The organism is Parabacteroides leei (genome assembly GCF_023369805.1).
Lineage (GTDB): Bacteria > Bacteroidota > Bacteroidia > Bacteroidales > Tannerellaceae > Parabacteroides > Parabacteroides leei.
On record NZ_JAMBQG010000006.1, the window covers coordinates 156,499 to 174,054 of the forward strand.

The following is a 17,556-nucleotide window of genomic DNA, read 5'->3' on the forward strand; positions in this document are numbered from 1 at the left end:
TATACCTTTGAAAAGTTTAAATAACTTTTTTCAGATATTCTTTGTTTTCTTATCCATTCTTTGTTTGATCGGAGGACGCTATGTTGAAGGAATTTGTATCTGGTTTTCTCTTCTGACTTTGGCTATTTGGCCGATATTGGCAGCCAATCTCTTGATGGGAATCATACAATTATTCACAAAGAGTAAATGGAGATGTTCTATTTCTCTCTTTGCCATTTTGCTCCACACCGATTATTTGCTGGCAATTTATCACCCTCCCTTCTGGAATCAGCAAGAAATAGTAGACTCGGAAGTAACCCCATTGACTGTAGTTACTTACAATACCAGTCACTTTTATTGGGGCAAGAAGTACACAATGAATGAAGCTGCCGCTTATATAAAGGAGCTTCAGCCCGATATTGTTTGCTTCCAGGAAGCACCTGATGATGGCTTTTACCACAGTGACAGTATCCGATACGCTTTTGATTATGTTTTGTATAAATATATCAGCCGGCGTACCGACCATTTACCAACAACGATTTACAGTCGTTACCCCATTCATTCGGTAAAGGCTCTTTATTATGAAAATTCTCAGAACATGTCATTGATAGCTGATGTACGGATAAACAATCAATACATTCGTGTAATCAACAATCATTTCGAGACAACAAGCGTCAATTCTTATATAAGTAGAATCATTGCACCTAATAAAGAATTCAAAGTCCGTATGAAAGCTGTCAAAGAATTGATTCTGAAAATGAATAGCAACAATAGGAAACGAGCAGACCAAGCAAATGTAATTCGTACTGAGATTGAAAATTCTCCTTATCCGGTACTTGTTTGTGGAGATTTTAATGATACACCGGCATCTTATGCATACCATCAGGTCCGAAAAGGTCTGACTGATGGCTTTAGGGAATGTGGTAGTGGTTATCAATATACATTTCGACAATTGCATAAGCTTTGGCGGATAGATTATGTTTTTTATTCGAAGTTGTTGAAGGGGAGGGAGTGTTATTCACCGGAAACCTCTTATAGTGATCATAATATGGTAGTTTGGAAAGGAATTATAAACTTGTAAATCATGAAAATAGCAGTAGCAGGAACAGGTTATGTAGGTCTTAGTATAGCCACACTTTTGGCGCAGCATCATCGAGTGGTGGCAGTCGATGTCATCCCTGAAAAAGTGGATATGCTGAATCGTAAAGAGTCACCAATTCAAGATGAATATATCGAGAAATATTTGGTCGAGAAATTATTGAATTTGACAGCAACGCTTGATGGGGCGAAAGCCTATCGTGATGCAGACTTTGTCATAATCGCGGCTCCTACTAACTATGATCCGGTCAAGAATCATTTTGATACGCATCATATCGAAGATGTGATCGATTTGGTGTTAAGCGTCAATCCTAATGCGGTCATGGTGATTAAATCCACTATTCCGGTAGGCTATTGCCGTAGCCTGTATGTCAAGTATGCAAGCAAGGGTATAAAGAAGTTCAACCTGCTGTTCTCTCCGGAGTTCCTCCGCGAAAGTAAAGCGCTCTATGATAATCTTTATCCAAGTCGTATAATTGTAGGCTCTCCTAAAATAATTGGCAACGATCAGTTTGAAGAAGAAGACGAAGCGATCAAAGCCGTTGCCGATATCCCGGCACTGGAAAAGGCTGCCCATACATTCGCCTCTCTTTTGCAGGAAGGAGCAATCAAAGAAGACATTCCTACACTTTTTATGGGAATGAAAGAAGCCGAGGCAGTAAAACTCTTTGCCAACACTTACCTTGCCCTTCGCGTAAGTTATTTCAATGAGTTGGACACATACGCCGAAGTCAAAGGCTTGGATTCAAAGGCAATCATCGAAGGCGTAGGCCTTGACTCACGCATCGGAACACACTACAACAATCCGTCTTTCGGTTATGGCGGCTACTGTTTACCTAAAGATACAAAACAGTTGCTCACTAACTACCAAGACGTCCCCCAGAACATGATGTCGGCCATAGTGGAATCCAACAAGACCCGTAAGGACTATATTGCAGATGCTGTGCTACGAAAAGCGGGATATTATGCTGAGAACGGTCAGTGGGATGTAAGCAAGGAACAGAATTGTGTTATCGGTGTATATCGCTTGACGATGAAATCCAATTCGGACAACTTCCGTCAGTCTGCTATTCAAGGGATCATGAAGCGCATCAAAGCAAAAGGTGCGGAAGTAATCATTTATGAGCCGACCCTTGAAGATGGCACCACATTCTTTGGTAGTAAAATCGTTAACAACCTTGATGAATTCAAGGTACAGAGCAAGGCTATCATTGCCAATCGTTTTGACGACTGCCTAAAAGAAGTAGAAAGTAAAGTCTACACGCGAGATATTTTCAGAAGAGATTGAGATATGGTAGAGCATAATGTAAATCTTGAAGGTAAGACTGTTCTTGTGACAGGAGCCGCAGGTTTTATTGGTAGTAACCTTGTCAAACGTCTTTTTCAGGATGTTCAGAACATTAATGTTATCGGTATAGATTCTATCACCGACTACTATGATGTCAACATCAAATATGAACGTTTGAAAGAAATCGAGGCATTGAATCGTGATTGGACATTTGTGCATGCTTCTATAGCCGATAAAGACGCAGTAGAAAAGATATTCACGGAGAACGATATTACTGTTGTTGTGAATCTTGCAGCCCAAGCAGGTGTCCGTTATAGCATCACTAATCCCGATGCTTATATCCAAAGCAACCTCATAGGCTTTTACAACATACTCGAAGCCTGTCGTCACCACGAAGTGGAACATCTTGTCTATGCCTCTTCTTCATCGGTGTATGGCAGTAATAAGAAAGTGCCCTATTCAACAGACGATAAGGTCGATAACCCGGTGTCTCTTTATGCTGCCACCAAGAAAAGCAATGAACTTATGGCTCATGCCTACTCTAAACTATACAACATACCATCAACAGGTTTGCGTTTCTTTACCGTTTACGGTCCGGCCGGCCGTCCCGATATGGCATACTTCAGTTTCACCGATAAACTTGTGAAAGGTGAAACTATCAAGATCTTTAACTACGGTAATTGCAAACGCGATTTCACCTATGTGGATGATATAGTAGAAGGCGTTGTCCGCATCATGCAGCACACTCCTGAGAAGCAGAATGGTGAAGATGGTCTGCCAATACCGCCGTACAAGGTGTATAACATCGGCAATAGTTACCCGGAAAACCTTCTTGAATTTGTAACCATCCTCCAAGAAGAGCTTATAGCAGCCAAGGTTCTCCCGGCTGATTATGATTTTGAGGCACACAAAGAACTTGTACCAATGCAGGCGGGAGATGTTTCTGTTACATACGCTGATACAACTTCTCTTGAACAGGACTTTGGTTTTAAACCATCTACAAGCCTCAGAGAAGGTTTGAGAATATTTGCCCAGTGGTACGCAAAGTATTATGGTACTTAACGAATAACAAGTCTACAGTCAAAATTATACAACGTAATTTATTTTGTGTTTTTCTAGTGGTAGTAGTTAAGGATATAGTAAATGTCAGTACAAAATCAGTATATTACGAATACTAATAACAAGAGAATAGCAAAAAATACTCTCTTCCTCTATATCAGGATGGGAATATCAATGATTGTTCAGTTATATACTTCAAGAGTTGTGTTACAGAATCTTGGTGTAACTGACTATGGTGTATATAATGTTGTTGCTGCTTTTATAATAGCTTTTACTTATATAAGTGGTCCACTTGGAACAGCAACTCAAAGGTTTTTAAATTTTGAATTAGGCAAAAAACAAGATAGTAAAGTAGAGTTGGTCTTTAATATTAGTTTATATATATATATAATATTGGGTATATCGTTTTTTCTTATAGTAGAAATAGCCGGAATATGGTTCCTAAATAATAGAATGCAAATACCTATTGATAGATTAAATGCAGCAAACTTTGTGTTTCATATGTCTACTCTGTCAATAGTGTTTAATTTACTTAAGACTCCTTTTGAATCTCTTATTATAGCTCATGAACGTATGGCTTTTTATGCATATGTTTCAATAGTTGATGTATTGCTAAAGTTGCTCAATGCAGCCTCCCTGATATGGTTTACTTTTGATAAACTAAAATTGTATTCAGTGAACTTACTTGTAATATCTATAGTCATATTGTTTTGTTTCATCATTTTTTGTAATAAACAATTCCAAGATATTAGTTTCAATAAATTATGGGATAAAAATATATTTAAAGAAATGCTATCATTTTCAGGGTGGAGTTTATTTGGATCAATTGCAACCATGACTTCTAATCAAGGTTTAAGCATTGTTTTAAATCTTTTTTATGGTGTAGTTATAAATGCAGCAATGGGAATAGCAGGTCAAGTTAGTTCTGCAATAACACAATTTGCAACGAATTTTCAAATTGCATTCCGTCCGCAAATTGTGAAGTATTATGCATCTAATGATATACAAGTTCTTAAATCTTTAATAAACAGGACATCAAAGTACTCATATCTATTATTGTTTGTTCTTGTCTGTCCTTTATGTTTCAATATTGACTTTGTCTTAGAAAAATGGTTAGGAAATGTACCTGAGTATGCTGCTGTATTTTGTATCTGTATGTCTGTATATACATTAATTGATACATTGTCAGCACCAATGTGGATGGCTATACAAGCAACTGGAACAATTAAGAAATATCAACTTGTTATTAGTTCTGCAATGTTTCTTAATATTATTTTAGCATATGTTTTTTTAAAACTAGGGTTTAGACCTTCGATAGTTCTTGAGGTGAAGTGTGTATTAGATGTTTTGTATTTATGTATCCGTTTATATTTTCTAAAAATATTGATATCTTTTTCAATTATTGATTATATTAAAGATACAATTATAAAAATACTAACAATAACAACTCTATCCACATTGCCAATGGTTGTATTGAATATGTTTTATTATGAAAAGAGTTGGAAGTTTTTTTTAATATCTAGTACACTTTTTGTTATTCTAATTTCAATAGAAATATGGTTGATAGTTTTAGGCAAAGGAGAGAAAGATAGATTAAGAAGTTTTGTTGTTTCGAAAATAAAAAGATAAGTACATGGATAAGCCAATTAGAATTCTTATTTTGGATAGTGTAATGGATCGTGGAGGTGCTGAAGCTATGACTATGAATTATTATAGAAATATTGATAGAACAAAAATTCAGTTTGATTTTTTAGTTCATCGTCAATATCGTGGAGCTTTTGAAGATGAGATTGAGAATTTAGGAGGTCATATTTATCGAATTTGCCCAAATTATCCTCATAACTATTTTAAATATAGAAAGGCATTTAGGAAGCTATTAAAGGAGCATCCTGAGTATAGGATAATCCATTGTAATATGATGGAATATGGATTATTTGCATATATGGAGGCAAAACATCAAAATATTCCTATAATTATTTCACATGCTCATACTTCTTCTCCAAAACAACAATATAATATAAAAGCACTAACCTTACTTTTATATAGAAAATTATCACTTAAATACATAACTCATAAGTTTGCCTGTGGAATAAATGCTGCCAAATGGGTCTTTGGTGAATATAATATAGAAAATGTATATTATATGCATAACGCAATAGATGCTAATGTATATAGATATAGTCTAAAAATTGAAGCAGAGGTAAGAGCTGAGTTCAATATTGAAGGAAAATTTGTCGTAGGTCATATAGGTAGATTTTTCAAACCTAAAAATCATCCATTTATAATAGATACATTTGCAAAAGTTGTTCAAAAGGATCCAACTGCTGTATTAATGTTAGTAGGAGGGGGAGAGTTAGATGATATGCTGCTGAATAAGACAAGGGAACAAGTCCGTAGTCTTGGCTTGGAGGATAAGGTTATTTTTACAGGTGTAAGAACAGACGTTTATCGTTTGCTTCAGGTTTTCGATGTGTTTTTTTTCCCATCTTTGTATGAGGGATTCCCAGTTGTAATGGTTGAAGCACAGGCTGCAGGTTTAAAATGTATTGTATCAGATACGGTACCCACTGAATGTGATATAACTGGTTCTGTAGAGTTTTTATCTTTAGCGGAAGGTTCAGATGTTTGGGCACAGCGTATTTTGTCGTATAAAGGATCTTATACCAAAAGTGATACGTTTCAGCAAATAGTTGATGCTGAATATGATATTAAGTCAAATGCTGAGAAATTGCAAGATTTTTACATTACACAATATGGCAAATAATAAAGAAGAACTACTTACAATTATTACTCCTACATATAATCGAGGCTATATTATAAACAAAGCTTTTGAGAGCTTACAAAAACAATCTGATACTAACTTTATATGGATGATAGTAGATGATGGGAGTACAGATAACACAGAGCGTCTTGTTAGTGAATTTATATTAAAATCATCTTTCCAAATAGTGTATATTAAGCAGAATAATGGAGGTAAACATAGAGCACTTAATACAGGCATAAAACAAATTGTCACTGAACTTACTCTTATACTTGATAGCGATGATTATCTTTTGCCAGAGGCTGTAGAGATAATTCATCTTTATTGGAGAGAGGTTCGAGAAAATAAAGATGTGGCTTATATGTCTTTTTTGAGAACTTATCCTAATGGTCAGATCATAGGAGATAATTATCCAGAAGAATCCATAATATCTGATCATATTACAATGTGTATAAACGGAAAGGTAGGGGGGGATAAATCTGAAGTATACAGAACAAGTGTTTTGAAAGATAATTTATTCCCTGAGATTGATGGTGAAAAATTTTTGAGTGAAGGTGTTGTATGGAATAGAATAGGTAAACAGTATAAGACATATTATAGAAATCTTCCGATTTATGTAACAGAATATCTTGAAGACGGTCTTACTAAATCAAGTATGAAGTTACGTTTAGCTAACCCAATTGGTGCCATGATGTTCGCTAATGAATGTATATCTTCTGAATATACACTCATGAACCAAATAAAGTATGCGATATTGTATGATCTCTTTTATATCTCAGCATGTAGGTTACAGACTCTTGGTCAATGTGAAACAAAGTTTGATTTGCTAAGATTAGCTACTTTTCCAATTTCATTGGTTTATTATATTAAACTTAAGATTTGTGGATTATGTTAAGAGTATTGCAAGTAATTGAAGGACTTTATGCTGGGGGTATGGAATCAATGCTAATGAACTACTTCCGCAATTTTAAATGTGGTGAAATCGTTTACGATTTTCTTATATTTTCTCCTAAGGCTCATTTTGATAATGAAGTAGAAGCTTTAGGAGGACGTATTTTTAGATTAACGCCAAGAAGAAAAAATCCATTAAAGAATTATTATGAACTCTGGTGTTTCTTCAAAAAGCATCCAGAGTATCAAATTGTGCAGATTCATCAAGGCGTAACTTATTTTGCACCACACATCTTTTGTAATCTTGCGCATGTGAGACATATTATATCTCATACACATGGAATGAATCCAGATTGGATTAAAAGACAAGGACCTTTTTGGGAATTAATTACACAACGACTTATTAAGAATTTGGCTAATGAATATATCGCTTGTTCTAAAAGTGCGGCTCATCAGATTTTTCCTTCATCTATTTCTGAATGTGGTGGATATACTTTAATGAATAATGCCATAGATATTAAAAGGTTCTACTACAATGAGACAAAAAGAATAAACAAACGAAAAGAACTGGGTGTTGATCAGTTTCATGTAATTGGTCATGTTGGGAACTTTACTTATCCCAAAAATCATCTTTTTTTGATTAAGGTATTTAATGAAGTTATAAAAAAAGATGATTCTGCTATACTGCTACTAGTAGGCGAAGGCGTTGGTAAGCAAAATATTATTGATCTTGTTGATGAATTGGGACTTAGGGAAAAGGTTAAATTTCTTGGCAATAGAAGTGATGTTGATGAACTTCTGCTAGCTTTTGATATGTTTTTTTTCCCTTCTTATTACGAAGGTCTACCTGTGTCCCTGATTGAAGCACAGGCTACAGGTATTCATTGTGTAGTTTCAGATACAATTACAAGAGAAGTTGAAGTAACTCCAAATATAAAATATCTTTCGCTTAATGATAATATAGATACTTGGGTGAATAGTTTGATTGATTTTAACTATTTAAGATCTGATGAAGGACAAAGGATTACTGCGGCGGGTTATAATATAGAATGCGAAGTTGAGAAGATAACTCAATTCTATAAATCACTTGATAATAAATGCTGATATGATTGTATATGTAATATTATTGATATTTGTACCTGTTCTGAGTATTCCGGTGAATTTTATAGCGTTATTACGAGCTCCAAAAGGAATAAATGCGGTTAAACATACATGCTTTTTTACCATCGGATTAGCTTTTTTAGCATTTCATGTTGTTCCAAACATGGAAATGGATCTATATCGATATTATTTGCGTATGGATCAAATGTTAGAACTTCAAACATTGGATGTAATACGTGAAGAGATATCTTCATTTAATACAGAGTTTATTTCTTATTATTTAATGTTTATAATTTCTAAAACGGGTTTATATGGCCTTTATCCTGCGCTTTCAGTTGCATTTACATATTCTATCAGTTTAGGAATAGCAATTCAGGTTTCTAGAGTACGTAACTACACAGTTTCAGAAACTCGTTTAATTATATTGCTTCTTCTTACTTGGCTGTCCTCTGATGCTATTGTCTCAGGTATTAGATATAATATGGCATTCTCAGTACTACTATTAGCTGTATATTATGACTATTTCTTGGGGAAAAAGAATGTATTATCTTATAGTTTGTATTTTGCAACTCTTTTAATACATTCAAGTTTCATTGTATTTGTTTTTTTTAGGATTTTGATGCCATTTCTAAAACGATACAAATTATTACGGTATATAGTGTTTTTAATATTGGCAACTTGGTCTTTATATTTCGGTTATCTCGCAGATATGGCAAGTAATTTATCATTTTATAATGATGGATATTTGACAGAAAAAATTGAAGGATATAGTTTTATGCATGAAGGAGGCCGTATAGGAAAGTATATAGTAAGATATGCTAAATTACTGATCTGTGTAATTATTTCAATTGTTCTAATAAAGAAGAAGGAAACAAATGAAAACAAGAAAACAATAGAACTTTTCAATACGTCAAATGCTTTACTTGTTGTTGGCTCTCTTAATAGATTGATTTATGTATCTCGATTCTTTCAGGTTTTTACATCGTTTGTACCCTTTTATATAATTGAAGTCATTAGGAGTATTAGCAAGGGGGAAAAAATCTTGTTTTACTTGATAATCTTTATGTGTAGCTTGTTTTTCATATATGATCAACAATCAATTCTAGGCTTTAAGTTAAGTAATAGCTTTATACATTTGCTTTTTACACCAATATTTTTTATTTGATATATTATGAGTTCAAAAGTTAGTATAATCGTCCCAGTATACAATGTCGACAGATATCTTGATAATTGTATACAATCGATAATTAATCAAACATATCATAATTGGGAGTTGATCATCATTGATGACGGATCAACAGATAATTCACCACTACTATGTGATTTGTATAAGGAACATGATCAAATTATTGTAATACATCAGAAAAATGGAGGGTTATCTAATGCACGTAATACAGGTATATCAATAGCATCTGGTGATTATCTTTATTTTGTGGATAGTGATGATACAATTGAGCCAAATACCATAGAAGATCATGTTAGAATGATGGATAAATATAATTTGGATATTGCACTATCAGATGTATATATCCTCAGTGAGGATGGAAAGAAGCGGCCTTGTTCAAAAGGAAGGTACAAAGAGAATGTAGTATTATTAGGTGAGGATTATTTAGCTAAAAGAATATCAGAACAGGATTATTTTATAATGGTATATCTTGGGATGTATAAGTCTTCATTTATAAAGTCTAATAATCTTTATTTCTGTGATGGTATAGTGCACGAAGATGAAGAGTGGTCACCAAAGGTTTTAATTAAGGCGCAAAGAATTATGTACTCTTCAAAATGCCATTATAATTACATTCAACATGAGCAGTCAATAACAAAGTCCTCTAATAAAATGAAGAATCTCATCTGTACATTCTATATTTGTGATGTACTTGAAAAATTCTTTTTATCAACACCACTTTTTAATGAGGAAAATAGAAAACTGTATTTGGATATGCTTGCTCGGCTCTATATGTCTATGAGTTGTTGTGGAGAGGTTCCTACCGAGTATTATAAAAAATTCGATAAAAGATTTCCGCAAAAATATGCATATTTAGAAAGAACAAAGAAGCAAGTTGCTCTTTATTCTCTAAATATACACCTGTATCGGTACATTAGAAAATTTATAGATAGGATTAATCATATAAGGTGATTATGGGTAAAGTAATTGAGACTAAAGAGCTTAGGAGTTTACTCCTTGATTTGTTAGATTATTATGTTGCGGTATGTGAAACTAATAATCTACGTTATTTTTTAGGGGGAGGTACAATATTAGGTGCAGTACGTCATAATGGATTTATTCCGTGGGATGATGATATAGATGTAATGATGCCAAGACCTGATTATGAAAGGTTTATTGAAATAGTCACGAAATCTCCAAACCGTAAATATTCATTCATATATCATAAAAATTTTAAGAACTATGGCTTTACTTTTGGTAAGATACAAGTGAATAATACGGTATTAGTTGAGGGAGATTTATTTGAAAGGTTTGGTCAAGTTGGAGTTCATATAGATGTTTTTCCTATTGATGGTTTACCTGATACAGATAAGGATATTCAAAAGCATTTTAGCACAGTAATGGCTTTTCGCGATGCAGTTGCTATTGCTACTACAAAGCCTATATGGTGTAAGCCTTATTTAAAAAAAATTATTCGAATGACATTGTTTTATACCATATTTCAGTTAGTAACTCCTAGACATATTATTTCAGTACTTGAACGTATTTTGGCTAGATATAACTATGATAACTCAAAATATGTAGCTGCTCTTGTTGGTAGTTATGGACGAAAAGAATTGATGAATAAAGAACAAATAACTGATTTTATATTGTGGAAGTTTGAGGACAAACAGTATAGGATTCCTGTAGGTTATGATAAGTATCTAAAAGACCATTATGGTAATTATATGCAACTACCACCGATTGAGAAACAACATGGCCATTCAAACCGAACTGTATATTGGAAGTAAAAAATGAAGAATATAATAATATTTGGACTTCAATTTGAATCCAATCTGGGAGATCAAGTTATAGGTCATTGTACATCGTATTTGGTAAAAAAGGCGTTGGCTGAGTTAAACATTCAAGACGATGTACGGGTGAAAGATGTTGATATGTTAGGTCGCACATCTCATCAGGTTGCGACTATAACTAGAACTAAATCTTCAATTTTTAAAAGAATTGTTAAAGATTTTCTACCAGCATCAATAATAGATTTGATTAATGCTAAGAGAAATGCGAAAAGTGATAAGAATAATGCTCCAAGGGTAAGACTTAGGACTGTTCAAATAGCAGAGAAGGCTATTGATAGTGATACAGTAGCGATTATTTTTGCAGGGGGGGGGCTTATTAAATATAAAGCACAAGAGTTTTATTTGTTAATTGATGTTATAACCGAGATTGCTGACCGTAAGTCTATTCCTGTCATGTTGAATGCTGTAGGCGTAGAAGGATTTGATTCGAGATCAGAAAAATGTAGAATTCTCAAAAATGCATTGAATAGAGGTTGTGTAAAGGTAATTACTACGCGAGACTATATTGAATTGCTAGATGGAAAATATATAGAAGCCAAACATATCCATACAAGACGTGTTCCAGATCCAGCTTTGTGGGTTGATGATATTTACAAGTCTACAGTTGGATCACCTGGAATTATAGGGCTTAGTGTTGCTCGTTCCCATATTTTCGTTGAACATGGTATTAGGGTTACTCGTAATGATTTGTTAAAGTTATGGAAAGGCATCACAGATGAATTGGATAGAAAGGGAATCAGATGGAAATACTTCTGTAATGGGACTTTTGCCGATTTTGAGTTTCTTCAAGACCTGAAAAAAACACAATACTCATCATGTAAGTTTGATGAGATTGCATTTGAACGTGCCGAAGATCCGCAAACTCTAGTAAATCAAATATGTAGTTTTAGTACTATTTTATCAACACGATTGCATGCTGCAATTATCAGTTATGCATACCGTGTACCGGTAGTACAGCTTGTGTGGAATGACAAACAAATATTATTTGGAAAAAGTATAGGCTACGAAAATAGATTTATCAGAAGTACAGATTTTACCCCGAAGTATATTACAAAGGTTGTGGCTGAAGCCGAACAAATGCGGTATAAAAACTATGAAGAGAAAAATAATAGAGAAAGCACGTATATTGAATTGCGATCATTTATAAATAAGTATACAAATTGAATATGTCTTTTCTATCAAAACTATTGTATGATACAGTATATGCTGTAGCCTATAGGAAAAACGGAGTTTCTGAGAGTTATCGAGTGATTGATACTAATTGGAGGTATTGGTATGCCGACCCTATCTTATTTCAGGATGGTGATAATCTTTGGCTGTTTGTAGAAAGAATGGATAGGATTAGGCACAAGGGGGTGATCAGTGTTAGCAAATATGAAAATGGTAAATTTGGTAAGTTTCAAGATGTATTGGAAGAGAAGTTTCACCTATCTTATCCTATGATTTTCAAAAAAGATGATTCTATATATATGATACCGGAGACAGCAGATTCAGGTAAAGTCATTTTGTATAAATCTAGTGCATTTCCGAAGCAATGGAAACAGCATAGAGTCTTATTGGAAGATTGTAGAAATGTTGATACAAATGTGTTTTTTTTTGAAGGGCATTGGTATCTGCTAACATGCGAAATGGATGCAACGATGGGAGCATACACGAGGCTTAAACTTTATGGTGCAGATAATATTGAAAATGGAATCATTAATCCAATAGATACTTATAACTCAAATTCTATATTTAAATTTGATTGTAGAGGTGGTGGTCAAATATATTTTAAAGATGATAAATGTTATCGTCCTGTGCAATGTGGTGACGAATCTACATATGGTAAATCATTACGTATAGATAACATTAAAATTTCAAATGGATTACTGATTTCAAATAAGGAATTTAATATTAATCCTGAAGGTATTAATATTAATAAACATCTTAATATAACAGGAACTCATACGTATGGACAATGTGATGATATTGAATTGATTGATATTAAAATATCAACTATGGCCAATCCAATTGTACAGACGTTGAAGATTATGAGAAAGTTACTATATTACTAAAAGACTCCTTATGGCAAAAGAAAGAATTCAATATATAGATATAGCTAAGGGGATTGGAATTTCTCTTGTTGTTTTAGCACACTCAAAATTTCCGCTTAATCATTTTGTGACAATGTTTTATTTGCCTATGTTCTTTTTTATTTCTGGTTGTTTTTATAGTTCAAAATCGGGTTTAAAGAACTTTTTGTGGAAGAAGACAAAACAGTTGTATCTGAAGTTCGTTTATATTGGTATAATATTGTTATTATTACATCCTATTTTTATGAAATTTGGGTTTTATAATTCTATTATTCCGGACGAATTTCAATCAAATTATATAAAAAGTATTCCAATTTATAGTATGAATGATTATTTAGAGAAAACACTAGAAATATTAGCACTTAATGTTCCGGAACAATTAATGCGACCTATGTGGTTCATTGGTGCATTATGGATTGCGGTTATAACACTCAAACTTTTAGATTTTTTTGTGTTTACTAAAGTTACAAATAAATATATTGAACCATTAGTTGTAGCAATAGTATTTGCTGTAGGTTATTATAGCAAATTACCTTCTTTTATCGGACAAGGTTTTGTATCCATGTTATTTTGTTGGCTTGGTTCAAAGTGTATGAGGGAGAAGCTTTTAGATAAATTGATTCAATTTTGCAGGCTAAAACAAGTGTTTATTGTCCTTGTTGGTTTTGTTATTTGCGGAGTTGCTTCTTTGAAAACGGATCTTATCATGATGGCAAATATTTACACGAGTTGGTGGACAATGCTTATTACTTCTTGTGTGGGCACAATAGCAATGCTTTTAGTATGTTACTGGATTTCAGGTTCTGTTTGTGGTAAAGTGTTTTCGTATATTGGACAACATACTATAGCCATATTGTCAATGCATATGATATGTTTTAAATTCGTAAATTGGATAATTATTTATACAACTAACCTTAATGATATATATATGGCTGCATATCCGATTATCACTAATGATGGACTATGGTGGGTCGCATATTCCGTTGTTGGATTAACCATTCCATTGTTTATACAATATTTATATAATACGATAAAAATAAAACTAATATGAATATAGCAGTTATTTTTGCTGGTGGTGTTGGTACAAGAATGCGAAGTAAAGACTGTCCCAAACAATTTCTTGAAATCTACGGTAAACCTATTATTATACATACATTAGATATTTTCCAACAAAACCAAAATATTGATGCTATAGTAATAGCATGTGTAGAGGAATGGATTCCATATCTTAAGGAACTTATTGAAAAGTTTAAGATAGGAAAGGTCAAAAAAATTGTTCCAGGTGGTGAGACTGGACAGTTATCGATATATAGTGGTTTGTTAGCAGCAAAAGATGTTTGTGGTAATTCTAATACGATTGTTTTAATTCATGATGCTGTAAGACCATTAATTAATAGTGAACTTATTGATCGGAATATTGAATCTGTTAAAATATATGGTTCTGCAATTACTGCAGGCGTTGTGAAAGAAACAATTGTTGTAGTAGACGATAATTTTAATATTCTCACTGTGCCTGATCGTGCTCATTCAAGAGTTGCAAAAGCTCCTCAATCTTTTTATTTAAAGGATATAATGGATGCTCACCAAAAAGCTATTTCACAGGGAATTAGAGACTCTATTGATAGCTGTACACTTATGAAATACTATGGTTACGAGATGACCATGGTTGATGGTCCTTACAATAACATCAAGATTACTACATTGGAGGACTTCTTCACAATGAGAGCTATTTATGAGTCTAATGAGAATCTTCAATTCTACCTTGATAATGAATAAAAGCATGAGTATTTTACAAGATGATATGAATCTTATACTTCAATGCAAAAGTATTGATTTTGAAGTGTTCAGTAATAAGAGCATTCTGATTACAGGCGCAACAGGCATGATTGCTTCGTATTTGGTGCATTCTTTTATGCGAATGAATTCAGGAATGGGGCTAAATATAGATATATATGCTTTAGTTCGTAATGAGACTAAAGCAAAAAATAAATTTCAGCAGTATATAAAATCTAGTAAGTTTCATCTTGTTGTTCAAGATATTGCTGAGCCTATAAATATTACTGAATCTATCCATTTCATTGTTCATGCTGCTGGTGGAGCTAGTCCGTTCTTGATTCAGAATGATCCTGTTGGTATTATTAGAGCAAACACAATTGGAACATTTAATGTACTTAACTTTGCAAAAGAAAAGTGCGCAAAGGTTCTTTATACCTCTACAAGAGAAGTGTATGGAAAGGTGGAAGGTATAAGTGAGTTGAAGGAGGATTCTTTTGGATTCATTGATCCTCTCGACCAAAGGAGTTGTTACCCTGAATGTAAACGTATTGGAGAACAACTTTTGAAGAGCTATAGTATTCAATATGGCGTAGATTTTTGGTCTGTACGTATTGCACATTCATACGGACCTGGGATGAGTATTGAAAATGATGGACGTGTAATGTCTGATTTCATTTCGGATGCAGTAAATAAACGTGATATTATTCTCAAAAGCGATGGGCGGGCATTACGAGCTTTCTGCTACATAACAGATTGCATAACTGCAATACTAACAATAATGTCTAAAGGCAGATTAAATGAGGCATACAATGTCGCAAACGAAGCAGAAGAATATCCTATAAAAGAAGTGGCTCGTATTATTACTAAATGTTCTCCAAAGTCAATTAAAGTTGTTTTCAATATCCCGGAAAAGGTTAGTGTTGCCTATTGCAATTATAAGAGAGTAAGGCTCAATACTAATAAATTGTTAGATTTACAGTGGACACCTCGTGTAACATTGGAAGAAGGCATTTTAAAAACATTAGAATCTTATGAACGGTTATAAAAAAATTGTAAGAAATCAAAAGTTTCGATTAGTTATTCTAAAATTCTTTTCTTTTATACCAGATAGGTATATGTTGACATTTCAATACAGATTGAAATTGGGTAGATGGCCTAGTTTCGAGACACCAACAAGATATACAGAGAAACTACAAATATATAAAATGAAACATAGAGATCCACTTATGGGTGTCTGTGTTGATAAGTTTGATGTGCGAGAGTATGTTACAAATACCGGATTATCCAATATATTAAACAAATGTTTTGGAATTTACGATAACGCTAATGAAATCAACTTTGATGCTCTTCCTAATAAATTTGTCGCAAAGACAACAGATGGTGGAGGTGGTAATAATGTTTATATCTGTAAAGATAAGAGCCGCGAAAATATCTCTGCTTTAAGGTCATTATTAAATTCTTGGTTAGATGTAAAAGATTATAATGCGGGTAGAGAATGGCCGTATACACAGATTAAAAAGAGTCGCATTATTATAGAAAGGTTGATAGAAAGTAATAATATCGAAGGTGATCTACCTGATTATAAGTTTTTTTGTTTTAATGGAAAAGTGTTTTGTTCTTATATGACGAAAGGGTATGATCTTGATCATAGTCCTTCTCAACTGGGTTTTTTGGATAGAGATTTTCATCTTTTAGACGTTTCTAGAACAGATTACCTTCCAATGAAAGAACAGCCTTTAAAACCCAAAAATTATGAAAAGATGGTAGAATATGCAGAGATTCTATCAAAGCCGTTTCCTCATGTGAGAGTAGATTTTTATAATATTGAAGGATCTATATACTTTGGAGAATTAACCTTTTTCACAGCAAGTGGTTATATACAATTTGTACCAGATGCTTTTGATATGAAGTTAGGTGAAAAATTTACTATCTATTGATAATTTTACCAATTATGATTTATAAGGTTTGGATCAATATATTACCTTTGATACGAGGTCTATTTACAATATTTACATGGCGAGTTATTCGAAGAAATGTTACTATCGGTCCTAAAATACGGCGTGGCTGTCGTACTTCATTAAGATTTTATAACAACGCAACTGTGAAAATATCAAGAAATATTAAAATATGTGATGGCGTAGAGATTGCCGTTTTGGAAAAAGCAAAACTTAGGATAGGGGAAAATGTAGGTATAGGAAGAAATAATTCAATTATCTGTCGTGAAGCTATTACAATTGGAGATGGAACTATTCTTGGACCTAATGTATTGATTTTTGATCATAATCATCTATTTTCAATGAATGATGGTGTAGACCAGCGACAATATACTACATCTCCTATTATTATAGGGGCAAAAACATGGATAGGGGCAAATGTTGTGATACTGCAGGGAGTACAAATTGGTTGCAATGTAACCATTGGTGCTGGATCTGTAGTGGCGAAAGATATACCAGATAATTGTATAGCAGTAGGTAATCCTTGCCGTGTGATTAAATCAATTGAATAATTAGAAA

Annotated in this window: 17 protein-coding genes; all 17 read left to right on the forward strand. The window is 33.4% G+C overall.

From position 1 onward, the window contains the following. Positions 1-7 precede the first annotated feature (7 nt). The 17 genes from M1P97_RS10900 (at position 8) to M1P97_RS10980 (ending at position 17,549) form a co-directional block, all read left to right on the forward strand. Positions 8-1,060: an endonuclease/exonuclease/phosphatase family protein gene (locus M1P97_RS10900; protein WP_249389076.1), complete on the forward strand. Its 1,053-nt coding sequence runs from the start codon at positions 8-10 to the stop codon at positions 1,058-1,060. Positions 1,061-1,063: 3 nt separating this feature from the next. Further along, positions 1,064-2,365, forward strand: a complete 1,302-nt coding sequence (locus tag M1P97_RS10905; RefSeq protein WP_249389077.1) for a nucleotide sugar dehydrogenase — start codon at positions 1,064-1,066, stop codon at positions 2,363-2,365. A gap of 3 nt (positions 2,366-2,368) precedes the next feature. Continuing rightward, a complete protein-coding gene (locus M1P97_RS10910) occupies positions 2,369-3,427 on the forward strand; it encodes an NAD-dependent epimerase/dehydratase family protein (protein ID WP_249389078.1) in 1,059 nt (352 codons plus the stop codon). 159 nt (positions 3,428-3,586) lie between these two features. Further along, positions 3,587-5,053, forward strand: coding sequence for an MATE family efflux transporter (locus tag M1P97_RS10915; RefSeq protein WP_249389079.1), 1,467 nt, complete (start codon positions 3,587-3,589; stop codon positions 5,051-5,053). Positions 5,054-5,057: 4 nt separating this feature from the next. Then, on the forward strand, positions 5,058-6,188 hold the full coding sequence (locus tag M1P97_RS10920; protein ID WP_249389080.1) for a glycosyltransferase family 1 protein: 1,131 nt from the start codon (positions 5,058-5,060) through the stop codon (positions 6,186-6,188). Further along, complete coding sequence (locus M1P97_RS10925; RefSeq protein WP_249389081.1) at positions 6,178-7,080, forward strand: glycosyltransferase family 2 protein; 903 nt, start codon at positions 6,178-6,180, stop codon at positions 7,078-7,080. The genes M1P97_RS10920 and M1P97_RS10925 overlap by 11 nt, the downstream gene beginning before the upstream one ends. Then, entirely contained in the window at positions 7,074-8,180 is a 1,107-nt protein-coding gene (locus M1P97_RS10930; RefSeq protein ID WP_249389082.1) for a glycosyltransferase, read from the forward strand. Before M1P97_RS10925 ends, M1P97_RS10930 begins: the two co-directional genes overlap by 7 nt. 1 nt (position 8,181) lies before the next feature. After that, positions 8,182-9,342: an EpsG family protein gene (locus M1P97_RS10935; RefSeq protein WP_249389083.1), complete on the forward strand. Its 1,161-nt coding sequence runs from the start codon at positions 8,182-8,184 to the stop codon at positions 9,340-9,342. Between the two features lie 6 nt (positions 9,343-9,348). Further along, positions 9,349-10,314, forward strand: a complete 966-nt coding sequence (locus M1P97_RS10940) for a glycosyltransferase (protein WP_249389084.1) — start codon at positions 9,349-9,351, stop codon at positions 10,312-10,314. Between the two features lie 2 nt (positions 10,315-10,316). Then, a complete protein-coding gene (locus M1P97_RS10945) occupies positions 10,317-11,132 on the forward strand; it encodes a LicD family protein (protein ID WP_249389085.1) in 816 nt (271 codons plus the stop codon). Between the two features lie 3 nt (positions 11,133-11,135). After that, complete coding sequence (locus M1P97_RS10950; RefSeq protein WP_249389086.1) at positions 11,136-12,359, forward strand: polysaccharide pyruvyl transferase family protein; 1,224 nt, start codon at positions 11,136-11,138, stop codon at positions 12,357-12,359. A gap of 2 nt (positions 12,360-12,361) precedes the next feature. Beyond that, entirely contained in the window at positions 12,362-13,249 is an 888-nt protein-coding gene (locus tag M1P97_RS10955) for a glucosamine inositolphosphorylceramide transferase family protein (RefSeq protein ID WP_455430305.1), read from the forward strand. A 10-nt stretch (positions 13,250-13,259) separates the two neighbouring features. Continuing rightward, entirely contained in the window at positions 13,260-14,318 is a 1,059-nt protein-coding gene (locus M1P97_RS10960) for an acyltransferase family protein (protein ID WP_249389088.1), read from the forward strand. Then, positions 14,315-15,043: an IspD/TarI family cytidylyltransferase gene (locus M1P97_RS10965; RefSeq protein WP_249389089.1), complete on the forward strand. Its 729-nt coding sequence runs from the start codon at positions 14,315-14,317 to the stop codon at positions 15,041-15,043. The genes M1P97_RS10960 and M1P97_RS10965 overlap by 4 nt, the downstream gene beginning before the upstream one ends. Then, positions 15,036-16,088 (forward strand): NAD-dependent epimerase/dehydratase family protein, encoded by a 1,053-nt coding sequence (locus M1P97_RS10970; RefSeq protein WP_249389090.1) that lies wholly within the window; start codon positions 15,036-15,038, stop codon positions 16,086-16,088. The genes M1P97_RS10965 and M1P97_RS10970 overlap by 8 nt, the downstream gene beginning before the upstream one ends. A gap of 70 nt (positions 16,089-16,158) precedes the next feature. Continuing rightward, positions 16,159-16,980: an ATP-grasp fold amidoligase family protein gene (locus M1P97_RS10975; protein ID WP_262923234.1), complete on the forward strand. Its 822-nt coding sequence runs from the start codon at positions 16,159-16,161 to the stop codon at positions 16,978-16,980. 14 nt (positions 16,981-16,994) lie between these two features. After that, complete coding sequence (locus M1P97_RS10980; protein ID WP_249389092.1) at positions 16,995-17,549, forward strand: acyltransferase; 555 nt, start codon at positions 16,995-16,997, stop codon at positions 17,547-17,549. The last annotated feature ends 7 nt before the right edge of the window (positions 17,550-17,556 follow it).